This is a genomic window from Azospirillum tabaci (assembly GCF_014596085.1).
GTDB classification, from domain to species: Bacteria; Pseudomonadota; Alphaproteobacteria; order Azospirillales; family Azospirillaceae; genus Azospirillum; species Azospirillum tabaci.
Map to the genome: position 1 here is coordinate 37298 of NZ_JACCJY010000038.1, position 22974 is coordinate 60271.

22 protein-coding genes and 2 pseudogenes are annotated in these 22974 nt (G+C 65.1%); 11 read left to right on the plus strand and 13 right to left on the minus strand.

From position 1 onward, the window contains the following. Positions 1 to 120: 120 nt before the first annotated feature. From H0B54_RS30040 to H0B54_RS25855, 8 genes and pseudogenes are all read right to left on the minus strand, one after another. Positions 121 to 491 (minus strand): annotated as a pseudogene (locus tag H0B54_RS30040) (IS701 family transposase); the annotation flags it as partial. 281 nt (positions 492 to 772) lie between these two features. Then, positions 773 to 3229, minus strand: a complete 2457-nt coding sequence (locus H0B54_RS25825; protein WP_188262706.1) for a DUF262 domain-containing protein — start codon at positions 3227 to 3229, stop codon at positions 773 to 775. Positions 3230 to 3889: 660 nt separating this feature from the next. Next, a complete protein-coding gene (locus tag H0B54_RS25830) occupies positions 3890 to 4159 on the minus strand; it encodes a hypothetical protein (protein ID WP_188262707.1) in 270 nt (89 codons plus the stop codon). A gap of 329 nt (positions 4160 to 4488) precedes the next feature. Further along, the gene (locus tag H0B54_RS25835; protein ID WP_188262708.1) at positions 4489 to 4851 is read right to left on the minus strand and encodes a hypothetical protein; all 363 of its coding nucleotides are present in this window, start codon (positions 4849 to 4851) and stop codon (positions 4489 to 4491) included. After that, complete coding sequence (locus H0B54_RS25840) at positions 4848 to 5195, minus strand: hypothetical protein (protein WP_188262709.1); 348 nt, start codon at positions 5193 to 5195, stop codon at positions 4848 to 4850. Before H0B54_RS25840 ends, H0B54_RS25835 begins: the two co-directional genes overlap by 4 nt. Positions 5196 to 5440: 245 nt before the next feature. After that, complete coding sequence (locus H0B54_RS25845) at positions 5441 to 5704, minus strand: hypothetical protein (protein WP_188262710.1); 264 nt, start codon at positions 5702 to 5704, stop codon at positions 5441 to 5443. Further along, positions 5701 to 6054: a hypothetical protein gene (locus H0B54_RS25850; RefSeq protein WP_188262711.1), complete on the minus strand. Its 354-nt coding sequence runs from the start codon at positions 6052 to 6054 to the stop codon at positions 5701 to 5703. The genes H0B54_RS25845 and H0B54_RS25850 overlap by 4 nt, the downstream gene beginning before the upstream one ends. A gap of 62 nt (positions 6055 to 6116) precedes the next feature. Then, the gene (locus tag H0B54_RS25855) at positions 6117 to 7181 is read right to left on the minus strand and encodes a tyrosine-type recombinase/integrase (RefSeq protein ID WP_188262712.1); all 1065 of its coding nucleotides are present in this window, start codon (positions 7179 to 7181) and stop codon (positions 6117 to 6119) included. 645 nt (positions 7182 to 7826) lie between these two features. On the opposite strand from H0B54_RS25855, the gene H0B54_RS25860 reads away from it, so the two are divergent. Further along, positions 7827 to 8939 carry a transposase gene (locus tag H0B54_RS25860; protein WP_188262713.1) on the plus strand — a complete coding sequence of 371 codons (1113 nt, stop codon included), beginning with the start codon at positions 7827 to 7829 and terminating at the stop codon, positions 8937 to 8939. Positions 8940 to 9535: 596 nt separating this feature from the next. Continuing rightward, a complete protein-coding gene (locus H0B54_RS25865; protein ID WP_188262714.1) occupies positions 9536 to 10663 on the plus strand; it encodes a hypothetical protein in 1128 nt (375 codons plus the stop codon). Between the two features lie 167 nt (positions 10664 to 10830). On the opposite strand, the gene H0B54_RS25870 is transcribed toward H0B54_RS25865, so the two are convergent. Beyond that, complete coding sequence (locus H0B54_RS25870) at positions 10831 to 11481, minus strand: hypothetical protein (protein ID WP_188262715.1); 651 nt, start codon at positions 11479 to 11481, stop codon at positions 10831 to 10833. A 1008-nt stretch (positions 11482 to 12489) separates the two neighbouring features. On the opposite strand from H0B54_RS25870, the gene H0B54_RS25875 reads away from it, so the two are divergent. The 6 genes and pseudogenes from H0B54_RS25875 to H0B54_RS30575 all read left to right on the plus strand — a co-directional run bounded on the left by H0B54_RS25875 (position 12490) and on the right by H0B54_RS30575 (position 14888). Beyond that, the gene (locus H0B54_RS25875; protein WP_188262716.1) at positions 12490 to 12870 is read left to right on the plus strand and encodes a hypothetical protein; all 381 of its coding nucleotides are present in this window, start codon (positions 12490 to 12492) and stop codon (positions 12868 to 12870) included. After that, entirely contained in the window at positions 12867 to 13100 is a 234-nt protein-coding gene (locus H0B54_RS25880; RefSeq protein ID WP_188262717.1) for a hypothetical protein, read from the plus strand. The genes H0B54_RS25875 and H0B54_RS25880 overlap by 4 nt, the downstream gene beginning before the upstream one ends. Beyond that, positions 13097 to 13519, plus strand: a complete 423-nt coding sequence (locus tag H0B54_RS25885) for a hypothetical protein (RefSeq protein ID WP_188262728.1) — start codon at positions 13097 to 13099, stop codon at positions 13517 to 13519. Before H0B54_RS25880 ends, H0B54_RS25885 begins: the two co-directional genes overlap by 4 nt. 37 nt (positions 13520 to 13556) lie before the next feature. Beyond that, positions 13557 to 13697: pseudogene (locus H0B54_RS30565) on the plus strand (transposase family protein); the annotation flags it as partial. Positions 13698 to 13757: 60 nt separating this feature from the next. After that, a complete protein-coding gene (locus H0B54_RS30570) occupies positions 13758 to 14057 on the plus strand; it encodes a hypothetical protein (RefSeq protein ID WP_425490089.1) in 300 nt (99 codons plus the stop codon). Then, positions 14058 to 14888, plus strand: coding sequence for a terminase gpP N-terminus-related DNA-binding protein (locus H0B54_RS30575; protein WP_425490088.1), 831 nt, complete (start codon positions 14058 to 14060; stop codon positions 14886 to 14888). On the opposite strand, the gene H0B54_RS25895 is transcribed toward H0B54_RS30575, so the two are convergent. Both H0B54_RS25895 and H0B54_RS25900 read right to left on the minus strand, forming a co-directional pair. Continuing rightward, positions 14889 to 15083, minus strand: coding sequence for a hypothetical protein (locus H0B54_RS25895; protein ID WP_188262718.1), 195 nt, complete (start codon positions 15081 to 15083; stop codon positions 14889 to 14891). Beyond that, positions 15080 to 15367: a hypothetical protein gene (locus H0B54_RS25900; protein WP_188262719.1), complete on the minus strand. Its 288-nt coding sequence runs from the start codon at positions 15365 to 15367 to the stop codon at positions 15080 to 15082. The genes H0B54_RS25895 and H0B54_RS25900 overlap by 4 nt, the downstream gene beginning before the upstream one ends. A gap of 385 nt (positions 15368 to 15752) precedes the next feature. On the opposite strand from H0B54_RS25900, the gene H0B54_RS30045 reads away from it, so the two are divergent. Continuing rightward, complete coding sequence (locus H0B54_RS30045; RefSeq protein WP_188262720.1) at positions 15753 to 15998, plus strand: AbrB/MazE/SpoVT family DNA-binding domain-containing protein; 246 nt, start codon at positions 15753 to 15755, stop codon at positions 15996 to 15998. Positions 15999 to 16387: 389 nt separating this feature from the next. Here the strand turns inward: H0B54_RS30045 and H0B54_RS25910 are convergent, their stop codons facing one another. Beyond that, positions 16388 to 17224, minus strand: a complete 837-nt coding sequence (locus H0B54_RS25910; protein WP_211109557.1) for a PAS domain-containing protein — start codon at positions 17222 to 17224, stop codon at positions 16388 to 16390. 389 nt (positions 17225 to 17613) lie between these two features. Beyond that, on the minus strand, positions 17614 to 19194 hold the full coding sequence (locus H0B54_RS25915; RefSeq protein ID WP_188262722.1) for an anti-phage dCTP deaminase: 1581 nt from the start codon (positions 19192 to 19194) through the stop codon (positions 17614 to 17616). A gap of 1666 nt (positions 19195 to 20860) precedes the next feature. Between H0B54_RS25915 and H0B54_RS25925 the strand changes: the two genes are divergently transcribed. Both H0B54_RS25925 and H0B54_RS25930 read left to right on the plus strand, forming a co-directional pair. Then, on the plus strand, positions 20861 to 22261 hold the full coding sequence (locus H0B54_RS25925) for a (5-formylfuran-3-yl)methyl phosphate synthase (protein WP_188262724.1): 1401 nt from the start codon (positions 20861 to 20863) through the stop codon (positions 22259 to 22261). A gap of 15 nt (positions 22262 to 22276) precedes the next feature. Beyond that, the coding region (locus tag H0B54_RS25930) for a carboxymuconolactone decarboxylase family protein (protein WP_188262725.1) at positions 22277 to 22974 on the plus strand (698 nt) is incomplete at its 3' end.

The following is a 22974-nucleotide window of genomic DNA, read 5'->3' on the forward strand; positions in this document are numbered from 1 at the left end:
CCCGCGCTCAGGTCCGGACGGCCGGGAGCGCGGCGGGTGGCGGACTGGTGGGAACATGGCCAGTAACCCGCCAACATCCTTTGTAGAACATAACTGCCCGTTCGGCGCGGACCACCAGCACTACTTTAGCAGTTCTACTGTCGCCTGTGCGGGACGAGCCAGCACCGACAATACGGACATCGGATCGGTGCGGTCTGACGAGTGCGCGCGAGAATAGCTCGGCGGACGGCGGGGAGCGTCGGCTGCGGAGGTGGACCGCTGTCCTCGTCGGTCCTTTTTCCCCCACTCCGGCGCGGCGGCGAGCCAAAGGTGCTGGAGAAACGCCAAAGCGATCATCACCAGGATCGCATGATGGCGCAGGCCGTGCCAGCTCCGGCCCTCGAAGTGATCGAGCCCAGCTCCTTCTTCATCTGCTAGTGCCCTTGTTCGCAGACCCATCGCGCCTTGATCCAGGACGCCAGGGTGCGGAGCGGCGTGTCCGGAGCCAGATTCAGCGGAACCACAGCTGCGTGCAATCCAGGATTTTTGCGGTTCTCAGGGCTGGTCCCGAGATTTCCCAATGATCCCTGCATGCCCTATGTCTCCTTACCGTGGTTCTCGCCCGTCCTATGGAGCGACCCCGAGTTTGCCCAACACCACCGCCGCGTAGTCGCCGTTCCAAGGTCCGACGGTCTCGAACATCTTCGGGCTCGAGAAGCATGCCCGAGCGTGCGTCAGACTCAGCTCGGCGTTTGAAATGTCGCCACCTTGCGCCACACCGCCCGTTTATCCATCATTGCCTCCTCACGCGCGTCCGTGGCACCTGCGGCTCCTCAAGCCAAGTCCAGAGCCGATTCCAAGCAAGCTCCGCCAGCCGCGTCCCACGCTCGGCAATGAACGCCTCGTCCCATTCTCCTTCGTACGTCGCAACTGCTTCGCACATCGGCAAATAGCGCGAGGTCGCCACAAGATCCTCGGCGGTGCGGCCCACATTGAAGCCGCCCCGACGGGCCAAGGTGATTGCTCGTTGCGCCTGTCGGACAGTCTTCGATGAGAACAGGGTGTATAGAATCCGCTTCTGCTCCCAAGATCGGTTGGCGAGTAGGTTATTTTCCTGCTTGGGCACAAGGATGAAGTTGCCGAGCCGCTGCACGGTGCGCACATCCTCGTACACGTCCTCGGGCCATCCGTTGCTAGGCGCATTCGGCGCGACGTGCTCGACGCTGATATTGACCTCGTCGTGCCATTGCTCGCGCGTGAGCATCGGATTGGTGCCCGTACGGCCCGGCTCGATCAGCCCAGGCGCGTCCTCGTCTGGCGTCGCGTCGTGTGACGCCGCGAACAGAAGAAACTTTGTGATCGTCTGCCCGACACGGTAGATCGGGATCTGGCTTGCGTTGCGGATCCAGGTCTCACGGTCGAGGTCCTCCTCGTTGAGGTAATGGCGCAGCATCGTACGCAGCGCCGCCGCCGTCGGCGTTTCTCCCCGCTGGCGCGCAAGCGGCGCGCCCCCAGCGGCTCCCCTTCGCATGATGTCGCGGTAGACCCCGTCGATGTTGGCCGTTCCACCTTGGCTCGCCCGCCAGAGCATCGAGAACGCCGTCACCGCCTTGATCGCGGCGAAGTACTCTGCCGCTGCCGAGGCCCTGCCGGCGGTGCGAACGTCGCAGTAGGCCGCGTAGAAGCGCGCGATGGGGGCGATCGCGACGTCGTGGCGGATATCGCGCAGAACCTCCATGCAGAGTTCGGCCACCGGATCGGTCAGTCCCTGATGGGGCAGAAGCTGCGGGTCCTGGCGCCGACGGGGCCGCCAAACCGAGCCCACGAACTGTGCGGTCGTCGCTAAGCTCGTCGTGAAGCGTTGCTTGGCCACGATGTCCGGCGCTCGCGCGTAGCCGTCCCTCAAGTATCGGCGCTGCGCGCTCAGGTGCTTCTCAAGCTTGTGGCCCTCCTCGATGAGCGCGAAGGGAATCATGAGCGTGCTCGCCGCGTTCTGCCGCTCGTCTGCGCGCTTGAACCGGTCGAGGTAGCCCTGCACTTTCTCGATGGCAGCTCGCGACTCTGACATTTGGTAGGCGCCCCCCTCGGCTTCGAGCACCTTTGGCTTGAATGTCTCGAAGGCTGTCAAAGGCTGGCCTGTCGTGTTCAGCGACTCGAACATGTCGAATGCGTGATCTTCGGCTTGCGTTAAGACAACGGTCACGGCCATGCCCTGGTTGACATAGCGGGCGAACGCACCGAGCCGGACTGCCCGCTCCAAGGCCCCGTGTAGCGGGTGGCCGCCGCCGTCGCGTAGGAACTGCGCGAGGTGGGGTGGCAGAGGGTGCGGCCACAGGCTATCCCGGAAGTGCTGTTTTTCCAGGATGTCCGTAGCAGTCGGAAGCACGAGGTTTTCGTACGCACCCTCCGCGAGACCATCGATTGCATCGCGGAGGTAAGTTATCACGTCGACGACGGGCCCGTGATCCTCAGGGACTTCGTCGTCGTCGTCGGTCGGTTCATAGTCGAAGCGGTTCCCCGCTTCGTCCGCAACGTGCTCCATATATTCCCAGATGAAGCGAGCGATCGGCGAAACGTAGCGGGCCACCGCCGCCGTCCTGCCCCACCGGTCGTCATAGGCCCGGATGATGCGGGGATACCAATCGTGCCTGTCTCTGGCGCGTGCCCGGCGCCCGATGAAGCGAAAGGTTTTGGCGAGTTCGTCTAGAAAGTCGTCAGTGTCCTCCTTGAACCATCGGATCGCCTCGTGCTCCTCCTCCTCGGCTATCTCGCGGCCTAGCGCGCGAAGTGCATCGTGCAGGACAATGTTGAGGATGATGAGCGTGCAGAGCCGCTGCTGCCCGTCGATGATCGTCAGGGTTCGAGTCGGCAATTCGCGGGCAAACGGGGCTTCGATATCGATTAAGGTTGTGCCTTGGACCGCGATCACCGTGCCGAGGAAGCGGATCGAGCCGCCGTCTTCCGCTAGCTTGGCGAATCCGAGAGTCGCGTCCTCAAGCAGACGGTGAACGTTGCCGGTGTCCCACGCGTAGGGCCGCTGGTAGGCCGGAACGTAGCAGCCCTGCCCCTCCACCGTTAGGAGATCGAAGACGCTTTGGCTTTCGGCCGTAAAGACCTGTTCAATATTGATTCCTGTCATTGCGCTAGAATACCAGAAGGGATCGGCAACCTGCAAGGCCACCGATCGGTCAACGAGCACCGGATCAACCTTAGCGGAACACCTCGCCCGCCGGTCGGTGCGATATTGCATGATGAGCGTTATACCAGGACCGCCGGGCCCTCCGCCCGGCACCGCAGCGCAACGGAGGCCGATGTTGGCGTACCCTCTTCCCGGAAAGCTTTTTCTCATCACCGAGGGTGGTGTGTCGGTTGAGGTCTACGAGCACGAGGACAGCCGGCGCTCCATCACCCGGCACAGCGGACTCGGGCGCGAATGAGAGGCAGCTCAACAGTGGGTCGACGTCAGGGACCGGCCGCGAGGCCCATGGATGGCTCTAGGCGAGATCACGGCCAGCGTCAAAGCCGGCTGACAAGGTTCTCGGGGCCGAATTAAGCGAAGCCCGACTGATCAGTATCGACCATAGGTCAGTTCATAGCGTCCCATTCGACCCACATAGGGAACGCTTCTTCAACCCACCACCTCTTTGCCAACGCGTCCTAACCAGGAAACTGACGTACGTCGAGACGGCCCGCCAGCAAGGTCTTATCAGGCTCGGCCTCAACATGGGCCTCGAGAAGTGCGCCGCCAGCGGGAGCTTCCGAGCACCTGCGGGAGTGAGTTTGGAACTTTTCGACCGAGGACCGTCCTCGTGCACCGGTTTGGAACTTCCCGACCGACTATGACGGTCCTGGCGCGGTTCGGACCCACTGATGTCGACCGACAACGGTCCTGGTGGCGGAGATTTGGAACTTACCGACTGGCTTGAAGACGGGCGATCTCGCGCTCGGGGATCGGCGGCTGCGAGGGATGCAGGACGGCGCCTTCCTCAGTGAGGTCGACGCATGCCTGCTCATAGACCGTTAGGGCGAAGTCGAGCGCCTTGCGGAACTCCGGCTTGAAGTGCTTCATCTCGTTGTACCCGCCGCCGAACTGTCCGAACAGGGCTGGCCACCCGATGGGCGTGGAACGCGTTAGCACGTGCAGGCAGTAGGCCAGCCAGACATAGACGTCGAAGGCCATGGAACGGCACGCCGCGATCGAGCAGCGCGCGTTCAGCCATGGCGCAGGCGTCGGTGCATGTCGGTGCGGGACGTTCCCAGCCGCACGTCAGCCACGCGGGGCCGTGACGCATCATCAGGTTCCATGCCCAGCGGCCATCGGCATCCTCCGCGACGCGGGCGCCATTGTCCCCCACGATGAGGACGAAGACGTCGTCGGAGGTGCGGACCCAGCGGCACGCATCGGTCATGCAGCCCTCGCCATCTCCGCGACTTGGTGCCAGATCAGCAGCTTCAGTCGGATCAGTTTGCCACTCCCTCGCGTTCCGGGCTCCCGTTCCGGGGCGATCGTCATTCGTCTTCTGGCATAAAGTCGCGGTTCCATTCGTCCACGAAGCGTCCGTGCTTCTCGTCGAACGCGTTCCAGACCGCGGCGGTCGCCGCCCGTACCAATTTCGCGCGCTCGTGTCCGGTCAGCAAGTCTCCCTCGAGCAGGTGCGCTTCGGCGGCCCGCATTGCCGCGTCCGGCGCGCTTTCCCAGCCCAGGGCCTCCGCGGCTTGGTCAGGATCCGTCGACCGTGACAGCATCCAGCACCATTCCGTCTTCTCAGGCACGACGCCCGGCACCCGCCAGACACCCAGGCGCCACTCATCCCATTCGGCCCGATAGACCAGACCGTTGTCATGCCACTCTAGGAGCGTTCCGTCGGTCATTGGTCGCCACCGCCGGAGAGCGTCCCGCACGGGATACGCCCATTCCGAGCCATCAGCTTCCACCCGAAATCGTCGGGTCGACGAGCCTCGAGACCGGCCGATTGTTGCGCCGTCGGTGCGCCGTGCTCGTACAGCGCACGCTCGGCTGCGCGCATGGCGTCGACGCGCTTAGCGAAGCCGTTGGCTGCTCCAGGAACGTGGAAGAAGCCGCCGCGTATGTCGCGGCTGAGCAGGCGGTGGTTCCACCGAGCCCTGCCCGGCGGAAAGACGTCCGCATACAGCGGCATTGCCGTTAGGCGCGGGGTGTCGCCCTCTGCCCCATCGCACTGCGGATCGTCGGGCATGGTCGCCTCCTGTTGAGACGATTCTCTCAAGCCATCGGCGCTGGCGACAGCCCCTCGTCCTTTGTGCGTGTCCATGGCGACAATACCCCCGCTTTTCGGCTCCATGGTTCGTCTCCTCTGTCCGCGGCAAGGCGCCGGCCCACCCGGCGCAACCCTTGTTCGCGACAGAACGTGAGACGAGCCACCGTCAGCTCAGCAGTGACATGGGGTCTAGTACAGCGTAACTGCCCGTTCAGCTTGGGCCATTAGCATCGGGAAGCGCCCCAATCATCTTTTCGGTACACCGACCCCGGCGGAGAGACGTAGAACAGCACGATTGATCGCTGAACGTCGTCAAGCCGATGCCAAGCGGATTCGAAGTCGGGAAACCTTGAAGGCAGCAGGTCCAAGCGGTTGATGCCCAATGCAACACACAGGTATTCGGACGTGGACAGCGCGGCCATAGCGTCCTCCGGCTCGACGACGTCCTGACGGATCCGTTCGATGATGCGGGCTTCCTTGCTCATCATACTTGCTCCTTTCGTAGTGCATGGAGTGCCAATGCCGTCGTCTCGGGAGGACCAAAGCAGGGTTTCCTCTCACGGGACGGACGGGCAGGATCGCCGGCCAAGTGCCGAAGCTGCTCGATCAGATCCTCCAGCGACCAGGCTGCGGCCGGATCATCCGGAACCTGGCGCCAGCCGAAATACCGGCCGACATGATGACGCGCCTCGTCACGACAGTCCGCGAGCGCCCGTCGTGCCGCAGAAACTTGATCGGGATGCGCTCGCAGGTACGTCTCCAGCGCGCTCGGTCCCCAGGTGAAGGCGACGGGCACGAGCGGGTGCAGTCCGGCAGCCGCGAACGCCTCGACGAGCATCCAACGGCACCGGACGTCCAGCACCGGGGCTCCGGTCGGCCGTACCAAGCCCGGGTCCGCATTCATTTCTCCGCCTCCTCGAGCACCGGCGCCGTGAGCATCGCGTCCGTCGGCACAACTGGCGGCAATGTCGCGCTGCCCACGCGTTGCCGGTGCAACTGCGCGACCGCACCACGCGCCGCGGCCAAGCGCGCAGCGTAGCGGGCCGGCAGATGCGGAGCCCGCCAGCCGCCGGCGTGCATGATCAACGGCGGAGCGAAGTTGCCGGCGGTCAGTTCCTGCGCCATGCCGACTCGTGGCGAGTGCGAGCTGATGCGCACCGGATCGAGACCGGCAAGGCGGGCGAGCCGCTTGAACGCACGTGACACGTGCTCCGGGGACAAGCGGTTCGGCGTTACGCCGGAACGCGTCAAGCTGCGCAGCAGCGGGCCGTCGGTGATGCCTGCGGCAGCTGTCCAACGATCGACGGTCGCGAGGGTGGCAGGCGAAATCCAGCCGACGGTCTCGGCATCACTGGTCACGACCTTCGCCCGGCAAAAGCGCACCAGAGCGCTCCCATCCGATAACCGCTCGATATCGCCGACATCGATGCTCACGGTTTCGGACCGTCGGCCGAGCAGGTCGAGGGAAAGATCGAGCAGTGCCGCGTCGCGCAGGTCGACGAGGCCATGACCCAGCCGGGCCTGAATGCGGTCGCGAATGTCGAGCGTCAACGGTGCTGCTTGGCGGCGGTGGCGACGTTGCCGGCGCGCCGCCCCCTTGAGCGCGAGCGCGACGGCGGGATGCTCCGTGGGGTCGGCGCAGCCGGCCAGGCGGTGGAGGCGGCTCAGCTCGGCGACGCGCCGGCTGAGCACCTCGGTGCTGAGCACGCCAGCGCGTCGGCGCACATAGGCCAGCACAGTGTTCGGTGTTGCCGGAAACACGCGCGATCCGCGCTGGACGCAAAAGCGCGTGAAATCTTTGATCCCGATGAGGACGTTCCGCGCGGTTTCCGGAGCGAGGGCTTCCGCAACCATGCGCGCCGCGCGTTCAAAGCGTTTCAGCGTGGTCGGGCGCGCTACCGCATCACCCAGAAGCCTCAGAACCCGCCAGGTCGCGTCGAATCGTTGATCCAGTGTCCGAGGCATGCGCGCCCTCCCCCGCTCGCCTTGCCACCCGAAGGCCCAGGGATCGTAGCGCCTTTTTATGTCGCAGGACTCTTAAATTAAGGGATAATATTGTCGGCGGACAATCAACCACAATTTCGTGCTACGCCGAGTCATCCATGATAAATGCGCCCCTTAACACCAACGTTTTGCATGCATATCACTCTGAATTGCCTTCGTCAATCCTTAACCATATCTCCGAATGGCCCCGAAACGACGATCGTCTTCATGAGCAATTCTAAGGAGCACGAGGACGGTATTCATGATTTCAAAACGGTCATCGTGTCAAAGGAGAGCAAGCGAATGACGAGGCGTGGCAATGGTGTGGGCGTCGCAACCTCGGCCCCGCCCCGAACGGCGAAGCGAGGACAAAGCGCTCCGGTCCGGAGGACGGCGGAGACAGCGCCGAAGGCGGTCCGTGCGACCGCGTGCGACGGCGGCGCGGCGGGAATTGACTTGGCCGCCCCCGGCTCCGACCGCGGCCGGCCCGAGGCGGCGGAGATCCACCGCACCGAATCCCACCGGCCGCCTGACCCGCGCTGCCCGGCTTGCCGGCGCGGAGACCTGGAACCGCGGGGTGGAGCGCGGCGCAAGACGGTGTGGGACTGCCCGCAGGGCTCCGTTCCCGTGCGGCTGACCGTCGAATTCCGCGCTTGGGTGTGCCCCATGTGCGGCCACACGATCGATCCGAAGACCGCCTGGATCGCGCCCGGATGCACGTGGATCGAGCCCGGGGTGCCGGTCACACCGGGTCTTGCCCGCCATCTGGAGGAGGAGCTGCGCGGTGGCACGGTGGCGGATCTCCTCCGCCGCACCGGCGTTCAGCACGAGACGGTGACCACCCTGATCGACCGCATCGGCCAGGACGTGCAGCACGCCATGGCGCACGGCCTGCTGCCTCCGGCCCGGGTCGTCGGCCTCGATGGCAAGAAGTTGGGGAATACCCACCATCTGGTGGCCGCCGACCTCGAACGCCGCCGGCTGCTGTGGTGCGCGAAGGGAACGGAGGACACGGCATCGGTCGCCGCCTTCATCCGGAGCCTCCCCGGGTGGCAGGACATCGAGGTCTTCGTCTGCGACTTCGCTCCCGGCTTCGAGTCCGGCATCCGGAGGGCCTACCGGGGGCTTTCGCAACCCCGCATCGTGCGATGCCTGCTGCACGCCGCGCGCGGCTTCCTCGACGCCGGGCACGCCGAACGCCGGCGGCTCGCCAGAGGACGAGCGCGCGGCAAGCTGCCCCCGCTGAACCGCATCTTCACCATGCGGGCGGACAGGCTGAAGCCGGCCCACCGGGCACTCCTGCGCCGCCTGAGGGAAAACATGCCGTCGCTCTTCAAAGCCTATTGCTTCAAGGAGGCGGTCTACGGCCTGTTCACCCCCGGCGTGACCGCTGCCATAGCGGAGGCCCGCTTGATCCGGCTGCAGCGGTGGATGGAGCGCGATCCGGAGATGGAGCGCGTGTTCCGCAAGCCGATGGAGACCGTCCGGAAGCACCACGAGCAGATCCTGTCCGGCTTCGCGGAGGACTGCGTCGCCACGAACAACCGGACCGAAAGCATCAACGGCCAGCTCGACGCGCTCGACCGTGCGACGAAGGGGCTCGCCCGGCGTGCGTTCGCGCGCTTCCGCGTCCGCGCCCTGCTGCGCTGCGGCGCCCTGCCCCCGGAGCTCCTGGACATCATCCGCGCCGCGCGCCTCGCTGCCTATGCCGCTGATGCGGCCGACGCGGAAACGCCATGACGCCGGTGTCCGCCGAACTGACGCCACCCGGACAGCCGGTCTTGGACGGCGGTCCGCGGCGCCGCCGCGGCCAAGCCCCGGCACCCGGACGCCGAGGCCCGGCCGCCCACCGTCGCGGACGGTGGCCTGGAGGCGCGTCGCACACCGGCATAGCGCGGAAAAGCCGCGCGTCGCGGCTCACTGAGCTGCGGCGGCCGCGCCGGCGCGGAGTCCGGCGTGGCGCGCTTCCCGCCGCCGTGCGGCGCGGCCGGAAGCCGCGGGAAATCGGGGGGTTACGGCCAAGGCTCCGCGTATGGCCAGATGCGGAGCCTTGGCCGTAACGCCGCACCGCCCCTGCCGAATCAACGGTTTGCGGGCCGCTCCTCATCCAAAATTCCGGCTATGCCGAAGCAAACTACCCAATCTTTGGTGGTAAACATGGGACTCTCTAATCAATTTGATAGAAAACGCCGGACGGCGTCCCAGGCGCTCCGCCGGGGCGCGCCGGCGGCGACCGCTCGGACCGTCCGTCAGCCGACGCCCGTCCGGAGCCCGGCCTGCGCCGGGCCCCGGGCCCCGGCGCCGGCCATCGGACGCTCCGCCGTGGGAGCGTGAGCATGGCCAGTATCGCACGAGCTTTCGCCCCGATCCGACGGCCCGTCGCAACGTCGCCCGAAGAGGCAGTCGCGCTCGACCGCCTGCGGCCCGTGCCGTTCTGCCTGGAACGGGCCCCCACCGACGCGGAACTGGCGGCCGCCCCGCGGCACGACGGTCCCATCATCGTCCGCCAGATCCCCGCAGATCCGCGCGCTCCGGTCGACGTACTGGCCGGGCTGGAGCGCCTGGAACGGCTGCGCCGGCATGGGGTCGCCATCGCCTACGTCTCCATCGCCGCGCCGCAGGGCGACCTGCAGGCTCTGATGGTGGCCTGGACGGCCGTGCCGGACGCACGGCTGGACGTCGCCGCGCTCGGCCAGCAGGTCCGCGCCCTGTTGCCGACGGTGTCGACCGGTGCGCCGGAGGAGGCCGAGTACGCTTTGGCACTCGTCACCGAAATCCCGCGGTCCGTGATCAGGCACGCGATGCTTCTTGCCGAAGCGGCCGATGCCGCATCGGATGGGGGGCCGACCACGGAGGCGCTGGCCGCGATGGGGACCGGAGCATTGCGCAGGATCATCGCCAAGCGCGCGAACGCGACGCCGTCGGCAGCGCCGCCCGTGCCGGTCGTCAACGCGGCTCCACCACTCGCCGAGCCGCCGGTCATGCCCAGCGTTGATGCCGTGCTGGCCATGCGAAAGGACGAGCGCTACGGCGCAATCCAGCAACTCCTGCCGCCCGGCGCGTCACACGACGACCTCTACGTCGCGCTCACGATGGTGAGCAGTCGCAAACTCAAGCGCGACACCATGGATCGGACCCTGAACGGGAAGCGGAGCAATGCGGAGACCATCCGCGATATCCTCCGGGCCATCATGGCGCTGCACGAAGCCGCCTGGAAGCCCGAGGTGGCCGAGGCGCTCACCGCAACAAGGGAAAAGATGCCGCTGCGTACCCGTCCATCCGTCCCGGCGTCCCCCCGAGGGACGGTGGCGGCGCAACGGGACGGTGCCGAGTCAGCCATCGGCCAGAACGGCCCGCGGAACACGGCCAACAGCGACCACCTCCCGGCGCCCCCGGCAATGCCCGACGAAGGCCCCCCGCGAAGCCACGGACCGTTCTCTTCCGAACCGCCCCGCCCGCAATGATCGGCGCTGGCGCGAACCGCCCCGTGGCCGGTTCGCCACCGCGCGCCAACGGCACAAACCTCTGATCCGCAACGAGGGGCCAGGCACGCGCCCGGAGCTGCCGCAGGAGGCTCGGCGACCCGATCAGCATTGTCGGCACGATGGGACGCAGCGCGCGACCGCCCCACCTACGCCCCTGCGCGTTCCGCCATGGCGGCCAACGCTCGGCGCGCCTGCGCGGCGGCAGCGATCCACGACTCCCTCGCACGCGGCTTGACTCCCTCGGGCTTGCCGACGGCATTCGCCGCGATGGGCGAACAGTTGATCAGCCCCAGCCGCCGCTCGGCCTTCCGCCCGAGGGCGATGACGACACGGTTTGGGAAAAGCGCGAGTTGCTTTGCCAGATAGTCGTGGGCGCACGTCCTCTGGGCGCCCAGCGTCGTGTCGCCCGTTACCGACGGCAGCGAACACAGGTACGACTGCGTGATCCACGTCCGCCGAAGCTGCCCGTCGAAGGGTATGTCCCCCCAGACCTGGCTCATGACGAACCGAACGTTGCGGTGATGGACGCTATGGTCCGGTGACGAGGGATTGCCGTAGCTGTCGTAGGCTTTGGCGAACGTCTGGGCGAGGATCTCGTCCCCTGTCCCCGCATAGGTCTCGCCGGGATCCGGAGGGCTTGGCTCCGCAATCACCAAGACCAGCCGGACCTCCTCAAGCGTGCCCGTGGCTCCCAGACTTCCGCGAGGTACGTACCCGGCTTCCGGCTCGTAGACGGCCCGCCGGCAGGCACCGTCGAAGTGCCGGCAGCGGTAAGCGGGCCGCAGGACGTCGAGCATTTCCCTGCACGGCAGCATCGGCTTTCTCCATTCAGCATGGTGCCGCTCAGGATGCCGCAGAGAGCCGTTGGACGTTGGAGAGCAAGAGGCGGGAAACGTCACCGCAGCGGCACCCACTGAGGGCACAAGGAACGCCATTTGGCGTGCACCACAACGATCCGTATCGCTCGCAGGCATGGCACAACCGGCGAATGACCTCTCCTCCACTGCACTGATGCCCGGGCACTCCTCCGGTGGCATCGTGGGGCTTTACAGTTGGGAGACAGGAATGGACACGAGCAGACGCCGTGAGGCGGGACGAAAAGCAATTGAAACGATGGTCAGGGAGTGGGGCGAGCGGGAATTGGAGCGGACGGGGCGTATGGCCGCGTGGACAAGAAAGAATCCACATCTACCGAAGACCGACAACCCGTACACCCGCGCCAACTTCTATCCGCCGTCCCCATGATTGACAATTGCCCAGAGCTCTCATCCCCTGCGATGCCTTTTGCAGAAATCCAGGCTGATCCGCAGGGCTCCATCGGCGGCCTGCCCCGAGACCCATTCTGCGCGGAACGGGCTCTTCGGCACGGAAGCGTCCCGGAAGCTATGCCGAGTTTATCCATTTATAGCGCTGCGGCACTATAAATGGCCGGCTCCTGCCCCCCACGACTGCTCGGCTGTCGCTCGCCGATCGACGCTGCTGCTGGTGCCGCCTGATCTCCGAGGTCGGCGTCCACCCGGACGCCTCAGCACATAGCGGTCTTGGCGCAGCGGCCGAGCGTCCTCACGTGGAAACGCAGAGCCAACAAGCGCTATACCCTCGCTTCCCCCTCGTGGCGACCGGCGGCTGTCACTCTGGTCGTCTCCGGCGGGCGACCCGGAGTGGGATGGGGCGCCTCGTAGCCGGCGGTTCCGGGAAGCTAGAGGAGGTAAGCGCATCCGCGCAGGCGACCCCGTTTGAGAAACCGGCAAGGAACGAGCGGACGGCGCTACTCTTGGGGAGCGGGAGAGGAGGGAGACTGCGCGATGAGCGGGGGATACATCCAATGGGTCGAGAGCTCCGGCACGTCCTATACGGGCGCATGCGGTGACTGGCAGGTGACGGCCAATCGGCTCAGCGGGCACCCGCTGCACTGGGGCTGGGTCGCTTCACTGTTGGGCCGCGATAGCCATGGGCACCTGCAGGTTGTTGATCGTCTCCAGGGTGAGGTCATCGGCATCGACGAGGTGGCAAAGGCGGCCGCCGAAGCGGCGATCCTGGGACGGATGACGGCACACGAGTTGACGAATCTGGCGCGGCAGACCGAAGAACGCCGGCTTCAGAGCGTCAGGGAGATTATCGGATGCGAAGGCAAGCTCAAGGAGAGCCGCCTCGGTCGCGGTGATCGTCTGGAGGAGGATCAATGACGGCGGGGAAGCCCGACGCGACGATGGCTCACCTCACACCGGAGGCCCGCAGCGCATTGCGGGCTCCGGCGAAGGAGGATGGCCGCTCCATAGCCGGCGAACTCGACTGGCTCATCCTGCAAGAGACCGAACGGCGCGGGCGTCCCACCAAAGACCGGTTCGAGCCGCGGTTGGTCGCGCGCAACGGCACAATTCCGCGCGGATCGCTGTGGGACGGAGGCGGAGGATGATCGACGGGCTGAGACTTCGCTGGCGGCGATGCGCCGGGATGCGCGTCGCGGATTGGCGCGGCAGGCACCTGTCGGTCGAGAGCGATCGGTTGGGGCCATTCCGGTGGGACCACGTGTGGTGCATCGGCCGTGATTGTGCCGGCCGTGATTCGGTCGAGGTCTTCGGCTTCGCGTCCACGTTTGCCACCGGGCAGCGCGCCGCCGAAGCCGCGATGGCGGAGTGCTTGACGGGGCACGAGCGCGCGCAGCTGGCGCGTGTCAAACGTCTTCAGGAACTGGACCATCCGCATTCCCGGTGCAGCGTGAGTGCACTGATGGGCGACAGTGAGCACATAGAGGGAACGGTATCCCCGTTTGAGTGCTCTGATTTCCTTGTCCAAATCGCTGCTGTCCCTGCTCCCGCCCGGTCTCGCCGTTGATCACGTCACCGTCGCCCACAATCGCGTTGTTGTAGCCGTGCGCGCTCGCGCCGCTGCGGCGGCCTGCCCGGCGTGTCGGCATCCTTCGCGCCACGTTCATAGTCGTTACATTCGCCGCCTCGGCGACCTGCCTTGGCAGGGCCGGGTCGGCCAAATCGACCTCGAGGTTCGCCGGTTCCGCTGCGCTGCTTCCGAGTGTCCGCGCCGCATCTTCGCCGAACGCCTGCCGGCCGTCGCCTTGCCGAAGGTTCGGCGGACCGTCCGGCTCTCGGAGGCGCAACGGCGCATCGCCCTCAGCGCCGGCGGCGAGGCTGGTGCCCGCTTGGCGGCTTGCTTGGCCATGCCGGTCAGCGGCGACACGCTGTTGCGCCTGATCCGGGCGGCTCCCCTGCCGGTGATGCCGACGCCGCGCGTCATCGGCATCGACGACTGGTCCTGGCGGCGCGGTCAGCGGCACGGCACGATCATCGCCGATCTGGAACGCAACCGCCCCATCGACCTGCTGCCCGACCGCCACGCGGAAACGGTGGCGGCGTGATTGAAAGCCCACCCCGGGGTAGCGGTCGTTGCCCGCGACCGCGCTGGCGCTTACGTCGACGGCATTCGGGCCGGCGCTCCGAACGCCGTCCAGGTCTCGGATCGCTGGCATCTTCTGCGCAATCCCGGTGATGCTCTGGCCAGGGCTCTCGACCGGCATCATCATGACCTGCGCATGGCCAGCAAAGCGGCAGCTGAAACCGCCATGGAAACCGACACGGCTGCCGCGTCGTCGGCGACGACCGCACCGCTCCCGGCACCAGCGGCCGAGATGCCGATGACGGAGCGCCACGGCGTTCGGCAGGCCCGGTTTGACGAGGTGATGGCGTTGCACGGCCAAGGCTGGCCGATGAAGCGCATCGCCCGCACGCTCGGCATCACTCGCAAGACAGTCCGCGCGTGGGTATGGTCCGGCGAACTGCTGGTCTGGTCTCAACGGGATCGCGGCAGTGCCATCGATCTCCACGCCGTGTACCTCCGGCAACGCTGGGGTGACGGTTGCCACAACGCCGCCCGGCTGTGGCGGGAGATCCAGGAGCGTGGGTTTCGTGGCCAACTCCGCACCGTGCAGCGCTGGGTGCACCGCCTTCGGAACGCCAACCCGCCCTCAGCCGGCGCGGTCGGTACGATCCTCTTCCGGACGGTCGCTGCGACCGCGGTGGCTCTCCTCGAGCTCGCCTTCCCTACAATTGTCCTTCCGAAAGCCTTGAGCCGCAGCTCTTCGGTCCGCCGCGCCAGATCCGCCAGCTCATGCGTCGTCATCCGTCCCGGGATCGCCGTCTCGGCGGCCGCCTTTGCCACCTCGATGCCCCTGGCGGCACCCTGGAGATAATCACGTCGGGGCATCGCCGCCGACCGCGGCGCCGTCGTCCGGCGGCTTGGCGTCCCAGTTCCAGGACGTCGGGTGCGGGAGCGCGTTCGGGGAGGCCCACAGGAGCCACCCGCGCCAGCCTGCCACGACGTGGCCCAGTCCGGGCGGATCGCTGGCCAGCGGCAGCCAGTGCAGTAGGAGCGGAGCGTCGGTCATGAGGCGTCGTGGTCCCCCGCCGACTGGCGTGCCCGGCACCGCGCCAGGTCCGCGGCCTGATGGGCGGTCAGCACGCCAACGTCGAGCAGGCAGCGCTCCACGGCGGCGCGGGCCGCGGCCTCGGTCTCCGCCTCGCTGTATCCAGGCGAGCCCCCGATTCCGTCGACGCGCCAGAGCCAGCAGCCGGCGGTGACTGGCGACACGAGGCCGGCAACGCGTCCGACGCGCAGCACTGCGCCCACCCAGGGCGGGGTGATCGGCGTCCACTCCGGGGCATCAGTCATTGGCCGCTTCCCTGAAGGCACCCGTTCTCACAGGGAAGTGTTGCATGATCCGGGGGGTACTGTCCACTGGCCGGCGTGCCGGAGGTGCTGCCGGCGCGCCAACCGCATCCAGGCGAACGGCGACCCCTCCGGTGCGGCGACGATGCCCAGCCGGTCTTCCGATCGCCTGGTCGCAGCCGTGGATTGTTCCGCCTTCATGACCCAAACGCCGCAGGCGTGTTGGAATGCGCCTATTTGGTCGACACGGCGATGCAATTCAACCGCACCCTCGATAGCCGCTCGTACCCGGCCCCGTCCGACCACGGGGCCCGCTTGAATCGAACCGGCCTGGTTGCGGCACACACTCACTGTATATTCATTGCCGCGTCACTCTCGGAGGTCCGTCATGCGCCAGCAGTTCGTTCGTTGGGGCAATAGCCTCGCCCGCCGGGCTACCAACGCGTACGCCAAGGACCTGAACGTTACCGATGGGAGCGAAGCCGAGCTGAGCATCGAGAACGGCCGACTGGCCGCCGCCCCCGTGCCGCCGACCCCAGTTTACGATCTCGACGAGCTTCTTGCTGGCATCACAGATGAGAATATCCACGCGGAAGTTTCCACCGGAGCCGCCGTCGGCGAGGAGTCCGCCTGATCGCCGGTGCCGCAGCCGAGCCGTGCTGCCCTGAAGAGGTGGCCCGGCAGCGCCGCCACCTGCAGAAAACGGCGTTTCGCCGAAGCGGTGAAACAGAGTGCGGCGCCCAAGCATTTTCAACGCGCCGGAAACCGTGGCCGAGGCGGATGCGCGGGTCGCGCTTGTCGAGGATGACTCCCTGATCGCGGAAAGCATCGGATCCGCTCTCGCCTTCGCTGGGCACGAGGTGTGCGCGATTGCGCCGAATGCCACCATCGACGGCCCCCCGCGTCAGCACACCCTAGCCACCCAACCGCTCGGCTATGTCCCGAAGCCGTTCATGCTCTGGAGCTTCCAGACGGTCGTCGGTGGGGCGAGCGGACGGGCGAGGCCCGCGGCGCATTGCAGGCTTAGGCGAAGGAGGAACGCCGCTCCATGGCCGACGAACTCGGATGGCTGGCCCCGCGCAAGGCCGAGCGGAGCCAGCGCCCCACCGCGGCCCGGTTCGGGCCGCGGTGGGTTGCGCGCAAGGGAGCAATCCCGCGCGGAACGCTGCGGGGCGGAGGCGCTGAATGATCGACGGGCTGAGACTTTGCTGGCGGCGATGCGCCGGGATGCGCGTCGCGGATTGGCGCGGCTGGCACCTGTCGGTTGAGAGCGATCGGTTGGGGCCATTCCGGTGGGACCACGTGTGGTGCATCGGCCGTGATTGCGCCGGCCGTGATTCGGTCGAGGTCTTCGGCTTCGCGTCCACGTTTGCCACCGGGCAGCGCGCCGCCGAAGCCACGATGGCGGAGTGCTTGACGGGGCACGAGCGCGCGCAGCTGGCGCGCGAGGCTGACGAGGGCCGTCGCCACGGTGGCCGCCCTCTCCGCGATGATGTCACGGCCGACACCGTGGAGGTGGCGGCCGTCCGGATCGAGCGAGAGGGTCGAGGCGATCCAGCGCCACGATCGGTCGGCCGCGCAAACCCAATCCTCGAAGCGCACGGGACGACCGCTGTCGCAAAGCTCGTCCAGCTTTCCGCGCACCAGACCGATGTCGTCGGGGTGGATCAGGTCGGTGTAGGGCCGTTCACGCAGCGCACGCTCATAGCCCAGCAGACGCGAACAAGAGGGACAAATGCGCAGCAGGTAGCCCTCGTGATCGGCGTAGACAAGGAGGTCTCCGCTGAGCTCCCGCTCGATCCAGCTCTCGTTGCGCTCTCCGTTTGCAACATCGGCGGCTTTTGATCCAATGCGGACCATCGCTGGAGACCGCTTTGCGCCAGTAGCGGACATCATCACCCGGTGCTCAGTGGCAACTGGATTGATGTAGCTCAACAGGACGGAGCACAGGATTCCTAAGAGTCCCAGGAATCTCTTGGGCAGACCAGAATCCCCGAAAACTTCAAAGGCTTACGGTGAGCGGAACATTGTAGCTCGCCCACCGTCTAAACCAATTCTAATAGCCGCCATCAATTCAAGCGTTTAGTTCCATCAAACCGGAACTAAGTAGCTGATCGACCAAAGCTTTACGGCTTCGCTCAAATCGGAGAGAACACAGAGACACTACCGTCTGCTCCACCTTTGGGCGGAGCACATCGAGTTCTCTATTATCTTTCTCAGGCACAACGAGCATCAAGCAAAGCTGCCTTTCATCCTTGCGCTTCGTCATGGCCCGCACCCTCCGTTTTCTCCGCCGTCTCAGCTTCGGCGCGCTGAAGCCGATGAACGACAATCTGCTCTCTGCGATGGAATCCGTCAAGCGGCGAGCGTGAAACGGGCGAAGCGTCGGTGGGTTCCCTCTCTATAGCTTTGCCCCCCTCCTTGCGAGCAGCACCTTGGCTGAAAAGGCGCAACATGTTTCTAGGTGCAACGCCTTCGTACTGAAGGAACTCAACTCGTCCCTTGGCATCACCCTCCTGCAAGGAGATTGCGTCGCTATGCAATACCGTTGCAAGACTCTTCGGATAAGGCTCAATGTAAACTACTCGCGATATGCCGCTTGCAACTATATGACGAGCGCAATTGTGACAAGGGAATGTAGTGCAATAGAGCGTTGATCCAACTATTCCGTGCTTCGCACCGCGCACCACAGACATAATAGCTTCCATTTCTGCGTGGACAGCACGGGAATACTCGATCAGATTTTTTATGTCAGTTTTCTTCAATACTTTCTTGATGGCGTCATACTCTGTATCTCGACCAACAATCCCCGCACCTTTTAGCTTTTTAGTGATGTCCTTATAAAGAAGTTCTTTGCGATCATCGTTGTGGCAAATCCTCCCTTCCCATTTATGACACCGATGATCGTTTCCTTGATCTTCCCAACAATACTGACCACCTTTCGGCTTAGGAACATCATTTGCACCCTTTCCGATCAGTTCTCCTTCCTTCGTATATATAGCTGCGCCCACCTGCCTGGAAAGACAAGCAGACGATGTAGCGGCAGAAGCCGCTGTATACATTGCAATTTCGTCTCTCGTTGGGGTATTAACTTTTGCCCCAAAAATAATGTCTAGAAATCTCCTAATAGATTTCTCCAACTTCTCCCTATTAACGTCGTCATTCCTGATGAAGAAGTCAGACTTTTCAATGGTGTCTCGGACCTTTTGCCCCGAAGAAACACCTTCATCTTCGTCAATTTCGAAAATGCTTGTAATAGTGCTGAGCTTAACGCCGTCTTTTACCAACCTGCTACGCCGCACCTCTTCAGGTGCGAAAACTCCAAACACCCAGAATATTTCTCCATACACATCACGCAGCAGGTCAACTTCGGCAGGATTCTTCAACGAGTCAATAACGTGAATAACTCTCCGGGGACGAGAAACAAGCTTACCGCCGACGCTCTTATATCCGTCGTTCTGGTGCCTATGCACCGCAATCCTTTCGACGCACTTTTCCGCAACATAGCCTTCGCCAAAACTGTCACGCATCTTATTACCGATTTTCTGAAGCTTCTTGATGCGCTCGCTCTCGTCGTCGTCCTCTTCGGGGGCATCTTCGCCCACAACTCCAGCAAAGCTCCGTATAATGTCACTCACCTTAATGTAGTGGTGGCCGTAACCGAAATCTTTTTCAAGAACCTTGATCAACTCTTCTGAGGTAGTGCTCACACCAGAGCCAACAGGCCCGACAAGTGCCACTACCAACTCATCGGTCTTGCGAGACTGTAAAGTTATAACTTCTTCTCTCGTCGGCTGCTCGACGGACTCAACCACTGAAACCGCAACCATCTCAAGCCCCCGCCTACCCGAGTATGTTTCGCACAGAGTTTTGGCAACTCGAGATGCTATGCCCCCAACCATGCCACTCGTCAAGCGCCAGCAGACGCACAACTGCCTGGAGAAGTTAAGGGGGTGGGCTGCTTGTTCGGGGGCACCATTGCCGAGGGTGCACTCAGAATGCACCCATAATGCGGCTATTAGAATTGGTTAAGACGGTGGGCGAGCTACAATGCTCCGCTCACCGTAAGCCTTTGAAGTTTTTGGGGATTCTGGTCTGCCCAAGAGATTCCTGGGACTCTTAGGAAGAGTGTGCTCCGTCCTGTTGAGCTACATCAATCCAGTTGCCGCTGAGCACCGGGTAATGATGTCCGTTCCTGGCGCAGAGCGGACCCGGCCGAGCCCTCTGGGCGGCGTTGCGGTTCTCGTTAGGCGTTCATCACCACGAGCGGTCAGGCCGGAGGGAGACATGTGGCTAGCCGGAGGGCGGGCAGCGGGCACGTCCACCGATCCACCCTCGGCCGGCGGCCACCCTACCGGTTGCAAAAATCGCCGGCATCGGTCCGGTGTTGATCCAGGTTGAGCGCCGCCTGGGTTTCGGCGTTCAGCCGACCAGTCGACTTTAGGCCATGAGAGCACTGGAAATCCTCCCCCAGGGCTTTCCGCGCCCCGGTCAGCCGTCCACGGCAACATGGCTGCCGTTATCGTTCAGAGCCCGCTGGACGTTGCGGACCCGCTCGGGACTCATCGACAGGGTCAGCTCCGCCGCTCCGAACCGCAAGAGAGCCCCGGGCGGCTCTCCTGGTCCCGTCATGCGGGTATTTTGGGAACACCACGACGTCATCGGCGTCCTTCGGAAAGCCGGGAAGTCCGGTTCTCAGAAATTCCGCGGAGGACGAGCCGCGGCGCAGGACCGATGCGACCTCCACGACGTCGCGCACATTCTCCTCTAGTCCGTTCGGATCCGCATCGGCGAGCTCCTCCCCAGCACAATTGCCCCCGTGGCGACGAGTTCCGCGACCTCAGCGGGGCGAGGTCGGGCGCATCGACCACTTGAATCCGCCCACGTTCCACCGGTCGCATCCGCGGAAGATGCGGGTGATCCCCCTCTGGACGCATCTGCTATCCCGAGCGCGCAGCGGAATCAGGATGACTTCGGCGCGCTCGAGCGTCCCCGGATCGTCGGCGATGCGGGAGAAGCGGGCGACCTCGACCGTCGGAACCCTGCGGACCTATGCGTGCCGCCCGCCCGAAAGGGAAACCGCGGCAAGTCGCCTGCAGCGGGCGCCGGATCGGCCCAACCGGATGCCGAAGGAGGCCCTTCGTCAAAGGGCGATCATTCCGCCGGATGATGTGGCCGCAGAAAGACGCACTCCCAATTTGGAATTGCCGGAATATACCGATGCCGCGCATCAAGTAGTTGAATTGAGCAGAGAAACATGGGAATGAATATGATGTGACTCAAAAGCGCGCCGCACGTTCAAAATACCGCAGACGCTGGTCCCATTTCTAAGCGTTACAAGATTGTAACTTCTTGTTCGAAGTATAGCGGTTTTCCTTGTTTCGGAACAGAACCGCTCATCGTGCCGATTTTCGCTGCGCCCGGGACGCCAGGCGCGCGTCCGGCGACGCGCGATGCCCAGCGCGCCCGCCCCATCCGAACATGGCGGAGGCCGAGATGAGTTCCCTTGTCCGCGTCGCCCACAACCGAAAGCTCCTGGTGAGCGTGTTCAACGCGCAGGAGGCCCGGGAGGCGGTCCTCGGTGGCGGCCGCATCATCGACAGCGAAGACCCCAAGAGCGCGCTCGGCAACATCAGCCCGCGCAACATCATGGACATCAGCGATGCCGTGCTCGATTTCCAGCGCGGGCTCGACGTGCAGCTGAGCACGAACATCGGCGAGGACCAGCTCCTGTTCCGCCGCTCCCAGGCGGGGCAGGCGATCGAGAAATCGCGCTACGAGATCGCCGGCAAGGCGGCGCAGGCGGCCATCGGCGTCGCGCTGTCGATGGGGACGAGAGTCCATCCCGTGAGCTTCGTGAAGGTCGGGGTCGACGGGATGGAGGTCGAGAAAGTCGCCGAGGTGCTGCAGGAGGTGGTCCTGACGCTGCGCCGGACGGAGCAGCTCAGCCACGCCCAGGTGATGTCGGTGCTGTTCGCACAGGACTTGGACCTGTGGAACGAGCGCAAGCGGACCGATGCGGTCCGCCGCGTGCTGGTGGAGCTGCGGGAGTTCAATCCGAGCTCCGCGGACGATCCGGATTCGTTCGATATAGCGCCCTACGCGATCGGCACGCTGCGCGACCAGCGCACGGGCGAGCCGCTCTTTACCGATCCGGGGCAGGTCTCACTCGCGAGCCTCATCCATCGGGGCGTGCTGCCGCCCGGCTCGGATGGCACGCACGTCCGGACCAACGAGCTGTTCGAGCATCGCCGCTACTTCCCGCGCGTGGCCGCGGGCGCGAACCGTACGACCCGCTCCGTCATCAAGGCGATGGTGGACGTCACCGCGGAAAGCGGGGCGAACGCCATCATGATCGACACGTCGATCCTGTCCAAGGTGTCGAACGTCTGCCTGGTCGACACGGCGAGCGAGGGCATGGTCGACATCAACGGCCTGCTGGAGCGCGACGGGCTCGAGCAGCGGGGCATCCTGGGCCTGGAGGACCTGCGCTTCTTCGTCGACTACTGCCATTACCGCGGCCTGGCCGCGAACGTCGCGGGTTCCATCGAGAGCTACCAGGCGCAGCAGCTCTGGATCCTCATTCCGCAACTCGATCAGGCGTCGACCCGTGGCTCCGCGTCCGCCGTCGACCACGATCCGTCGAACCAGCGTTCCTACGCCGATACGCGCCAGCATCGCGTCATCAGGCGCACGCTGGTGCGCGGGCTGGCGCCCCCGGAGCACGGCGGAGTGCTCAACCTGCCGGAGAGCCTGCGCGAGGTGGATGGGGCGGCGGCGCGGGTCCGGGAGCTCATGGCGCTCGTGCGCGAAGGCCGCCGGGCCCTCGGATTGCCCGAACTGGAAGCGTTCTGGGTCGACCGGTACGGCACGCAGACCCGGATCGAGCGCGGCTGAGAAAGGAGGACGAACATGCTTGCACCCGCGAGACCGTCCGACGGGCAGGAGACCCGCGTCTGCTCCATCCCGCTGAGGGACGCCGACTTCGGACTGGGCAACGTCAATTGGACAAAGGGCCTGCAGGCCATGTCCGATTGGATCTGGAGCGCCAACCTCACCCCGACGGCCTTCCCGAACAACCTCGGCCGCTACCTCCTGCAGATCCCTGCGATCTTCGAGCAGCAGCTCGCCTTCTCGACGACCCTGATCTTCGACGAGCCCTCCTTCCGCAACGGCGTCCAGGTCTCCGGCTTCATCGAGCGGCCGATCCGCGAGCTGGCCATCAACCTGATCGGGCAACGGCGGCGCGCGCGGTACACGATGACCCATCACGCGGTGCTCGGGACATTGACGGCGCGGCGGCACGGCTACGCCGATCGGGACTTCGCCGCCAAGCTCATGATCCTGACCGAGCACGCCCGCCACCCCGACCGCTTCAGCCCCGTGGAGCGGGCCGTCCTGCGGTTTGCCGACGCGTTCGCCACCGATTCCAAGTCCTGGACCGACGAGGAGTGCGCCGAGCTCAAGGCAGCGTTGTGCGAGGACAACAAGCGGCGTCACGCCGGAGAAACGGCGTGGATGGCCCGTCTTGAGGCCGCGCGCGCCGCTTGGCGCGGCGCCGTCGGCGCCGGCGCCGGCAGCCCGGAGCAGGCGGCGGCCGCGGCGGCGGC

Excerpts from the sequence above, each read along its gene's own strand:
- H0B54_RS25900 (WP_188262719.1), bottom strand. The coding sequence starts at position 15,367 with ATGACTGATGCCCCGGAGTGGACGCCGATCACCCCGCCCTGGGTGGGC.
- H0B54_RS25830 (WP_188262707.1), bottom strand. The coding sequence starts at position 4,159 with ATGGCCTTCGACGTCTATGTCTGGCTGGCCTACTGCCTGCACGTGCTA.
- H0B54_RS25895 (WP_188262718.1), bottom strand. The coding sequence starts at position 15,083 with ATGACCGACGCTCCGCTCCTACTGCACTGGCTGCCGCTGGCCAGCGAT.
- H0B54_RS25880 (WP_188262717.1), top strand. The coding sequence starts at position 12,867 with ATGACGGCGGGGAAGCCCGACGCGACGATGGCTCACCTCACACCGGAG.
- H0B54_RS25885 (WP_188262728.1), top strand. The coding sequence starts at position 13,097 with ATGATCGACGGGCTGAGACTTCGCTGGCGGCGATGCGCCGGGATGCGC.
- H0B54_RS30045 (WP_188262720.1), top strand. The coding sequence starts at position 15,753 with ATGCGCCAGCAGTTCGTTCGTTGGGGCAATAGCCTCGCCCGCCGGGCT.
- H0B54_RS25925 (WP_188262724.1), top strand. The coding sequence starts at position 20,861 with ATGAGTTCCCTTGTCCGCGTCGCCCACAACCGAAAGCTCCTGGTGAGC.
- H0B54_RS25825 (WP_188262706.1), bottom strand. The coding sequence starts at position 3,229 with ATGCAATATCGCACCGACCGGCGGGCGAGGTGTTCCGCTAAGGTTGAT.
- H0B54_RS25855 (WP_188262712.1), bottom strand. The coding sequence starts at position 7,181 with ATGCCTCGGACACTGGATCAACGATTCGACGCGACCTGGCGGGTTCTG.
- H0B54_RS25870 (WP_188262715.1), bottom strand. The coding sequence starts at position 11,481 with ATGCTCGACGTCCTGCGGCCCGCTTACCGCTGCCGGCACTTCGACGGT.
- H0B54_RS25910 (WP_211109557.1), bottom strand. The coding sequence starts at position 17,224 with ATGGTCCGCATTGGATCAAAAGCCGCCGATGTTGCAAACGGAGAGCGC.
- H0B54_RS25840 (WP_188262709.1), bottom strand. The coding sequence starts at position 5,195 with ATGCCCGACGATCCGCAGTGCGATGGGGCAGAGGGCGACACCCCGCGC.
- H0B54_RS25865 (WP_188262714.1), top strand. The coding sequence starts at position 9,536 with ATGGCCAGTATCGCACGAGCTTTCGCCCCGATCCGACGGCCCGTCGCA.
- H0B54_RS25835 (WP_188262708.1), bottom strand. The coding sequence starts at position 4,851 with ATGACCGACGGAACGCTCCTAGAGTGGCATGACAACGGTCTGGTCTAT.
- H0B54_RS25915 (WP_188262722.1), bottom strand. The coding sequence starts at position 19,194 with ATGGTTGCGGTTTCAGTGGTTGAGTCCGTCGAGCAGCCGACGAGAGAA.
- H0B54_RS25845 (WP_188262710.1), bottom strand. The coding sequence starts at position 5,704 with ATGATGAGCAAGGAAGCCCGCATCATCGAACGGATCCGTCAGGACGTC.
- H0B54_RS25875 (WP_188262716.1), top strand. The coding sequence starts at position 12,490 with ATGAGCGGGGGATACATCCAATGGGTCGAGAGCTCCGGCACGTCCTAT.
- H0B54_RS25850 (WP_188262711.1), bottom strand. The coding sequence starts at position 6,054 with ATGCTCGTCGAGGCGTTCGCGGCTGCCGGACTGCACCCGCTCGTGCCC.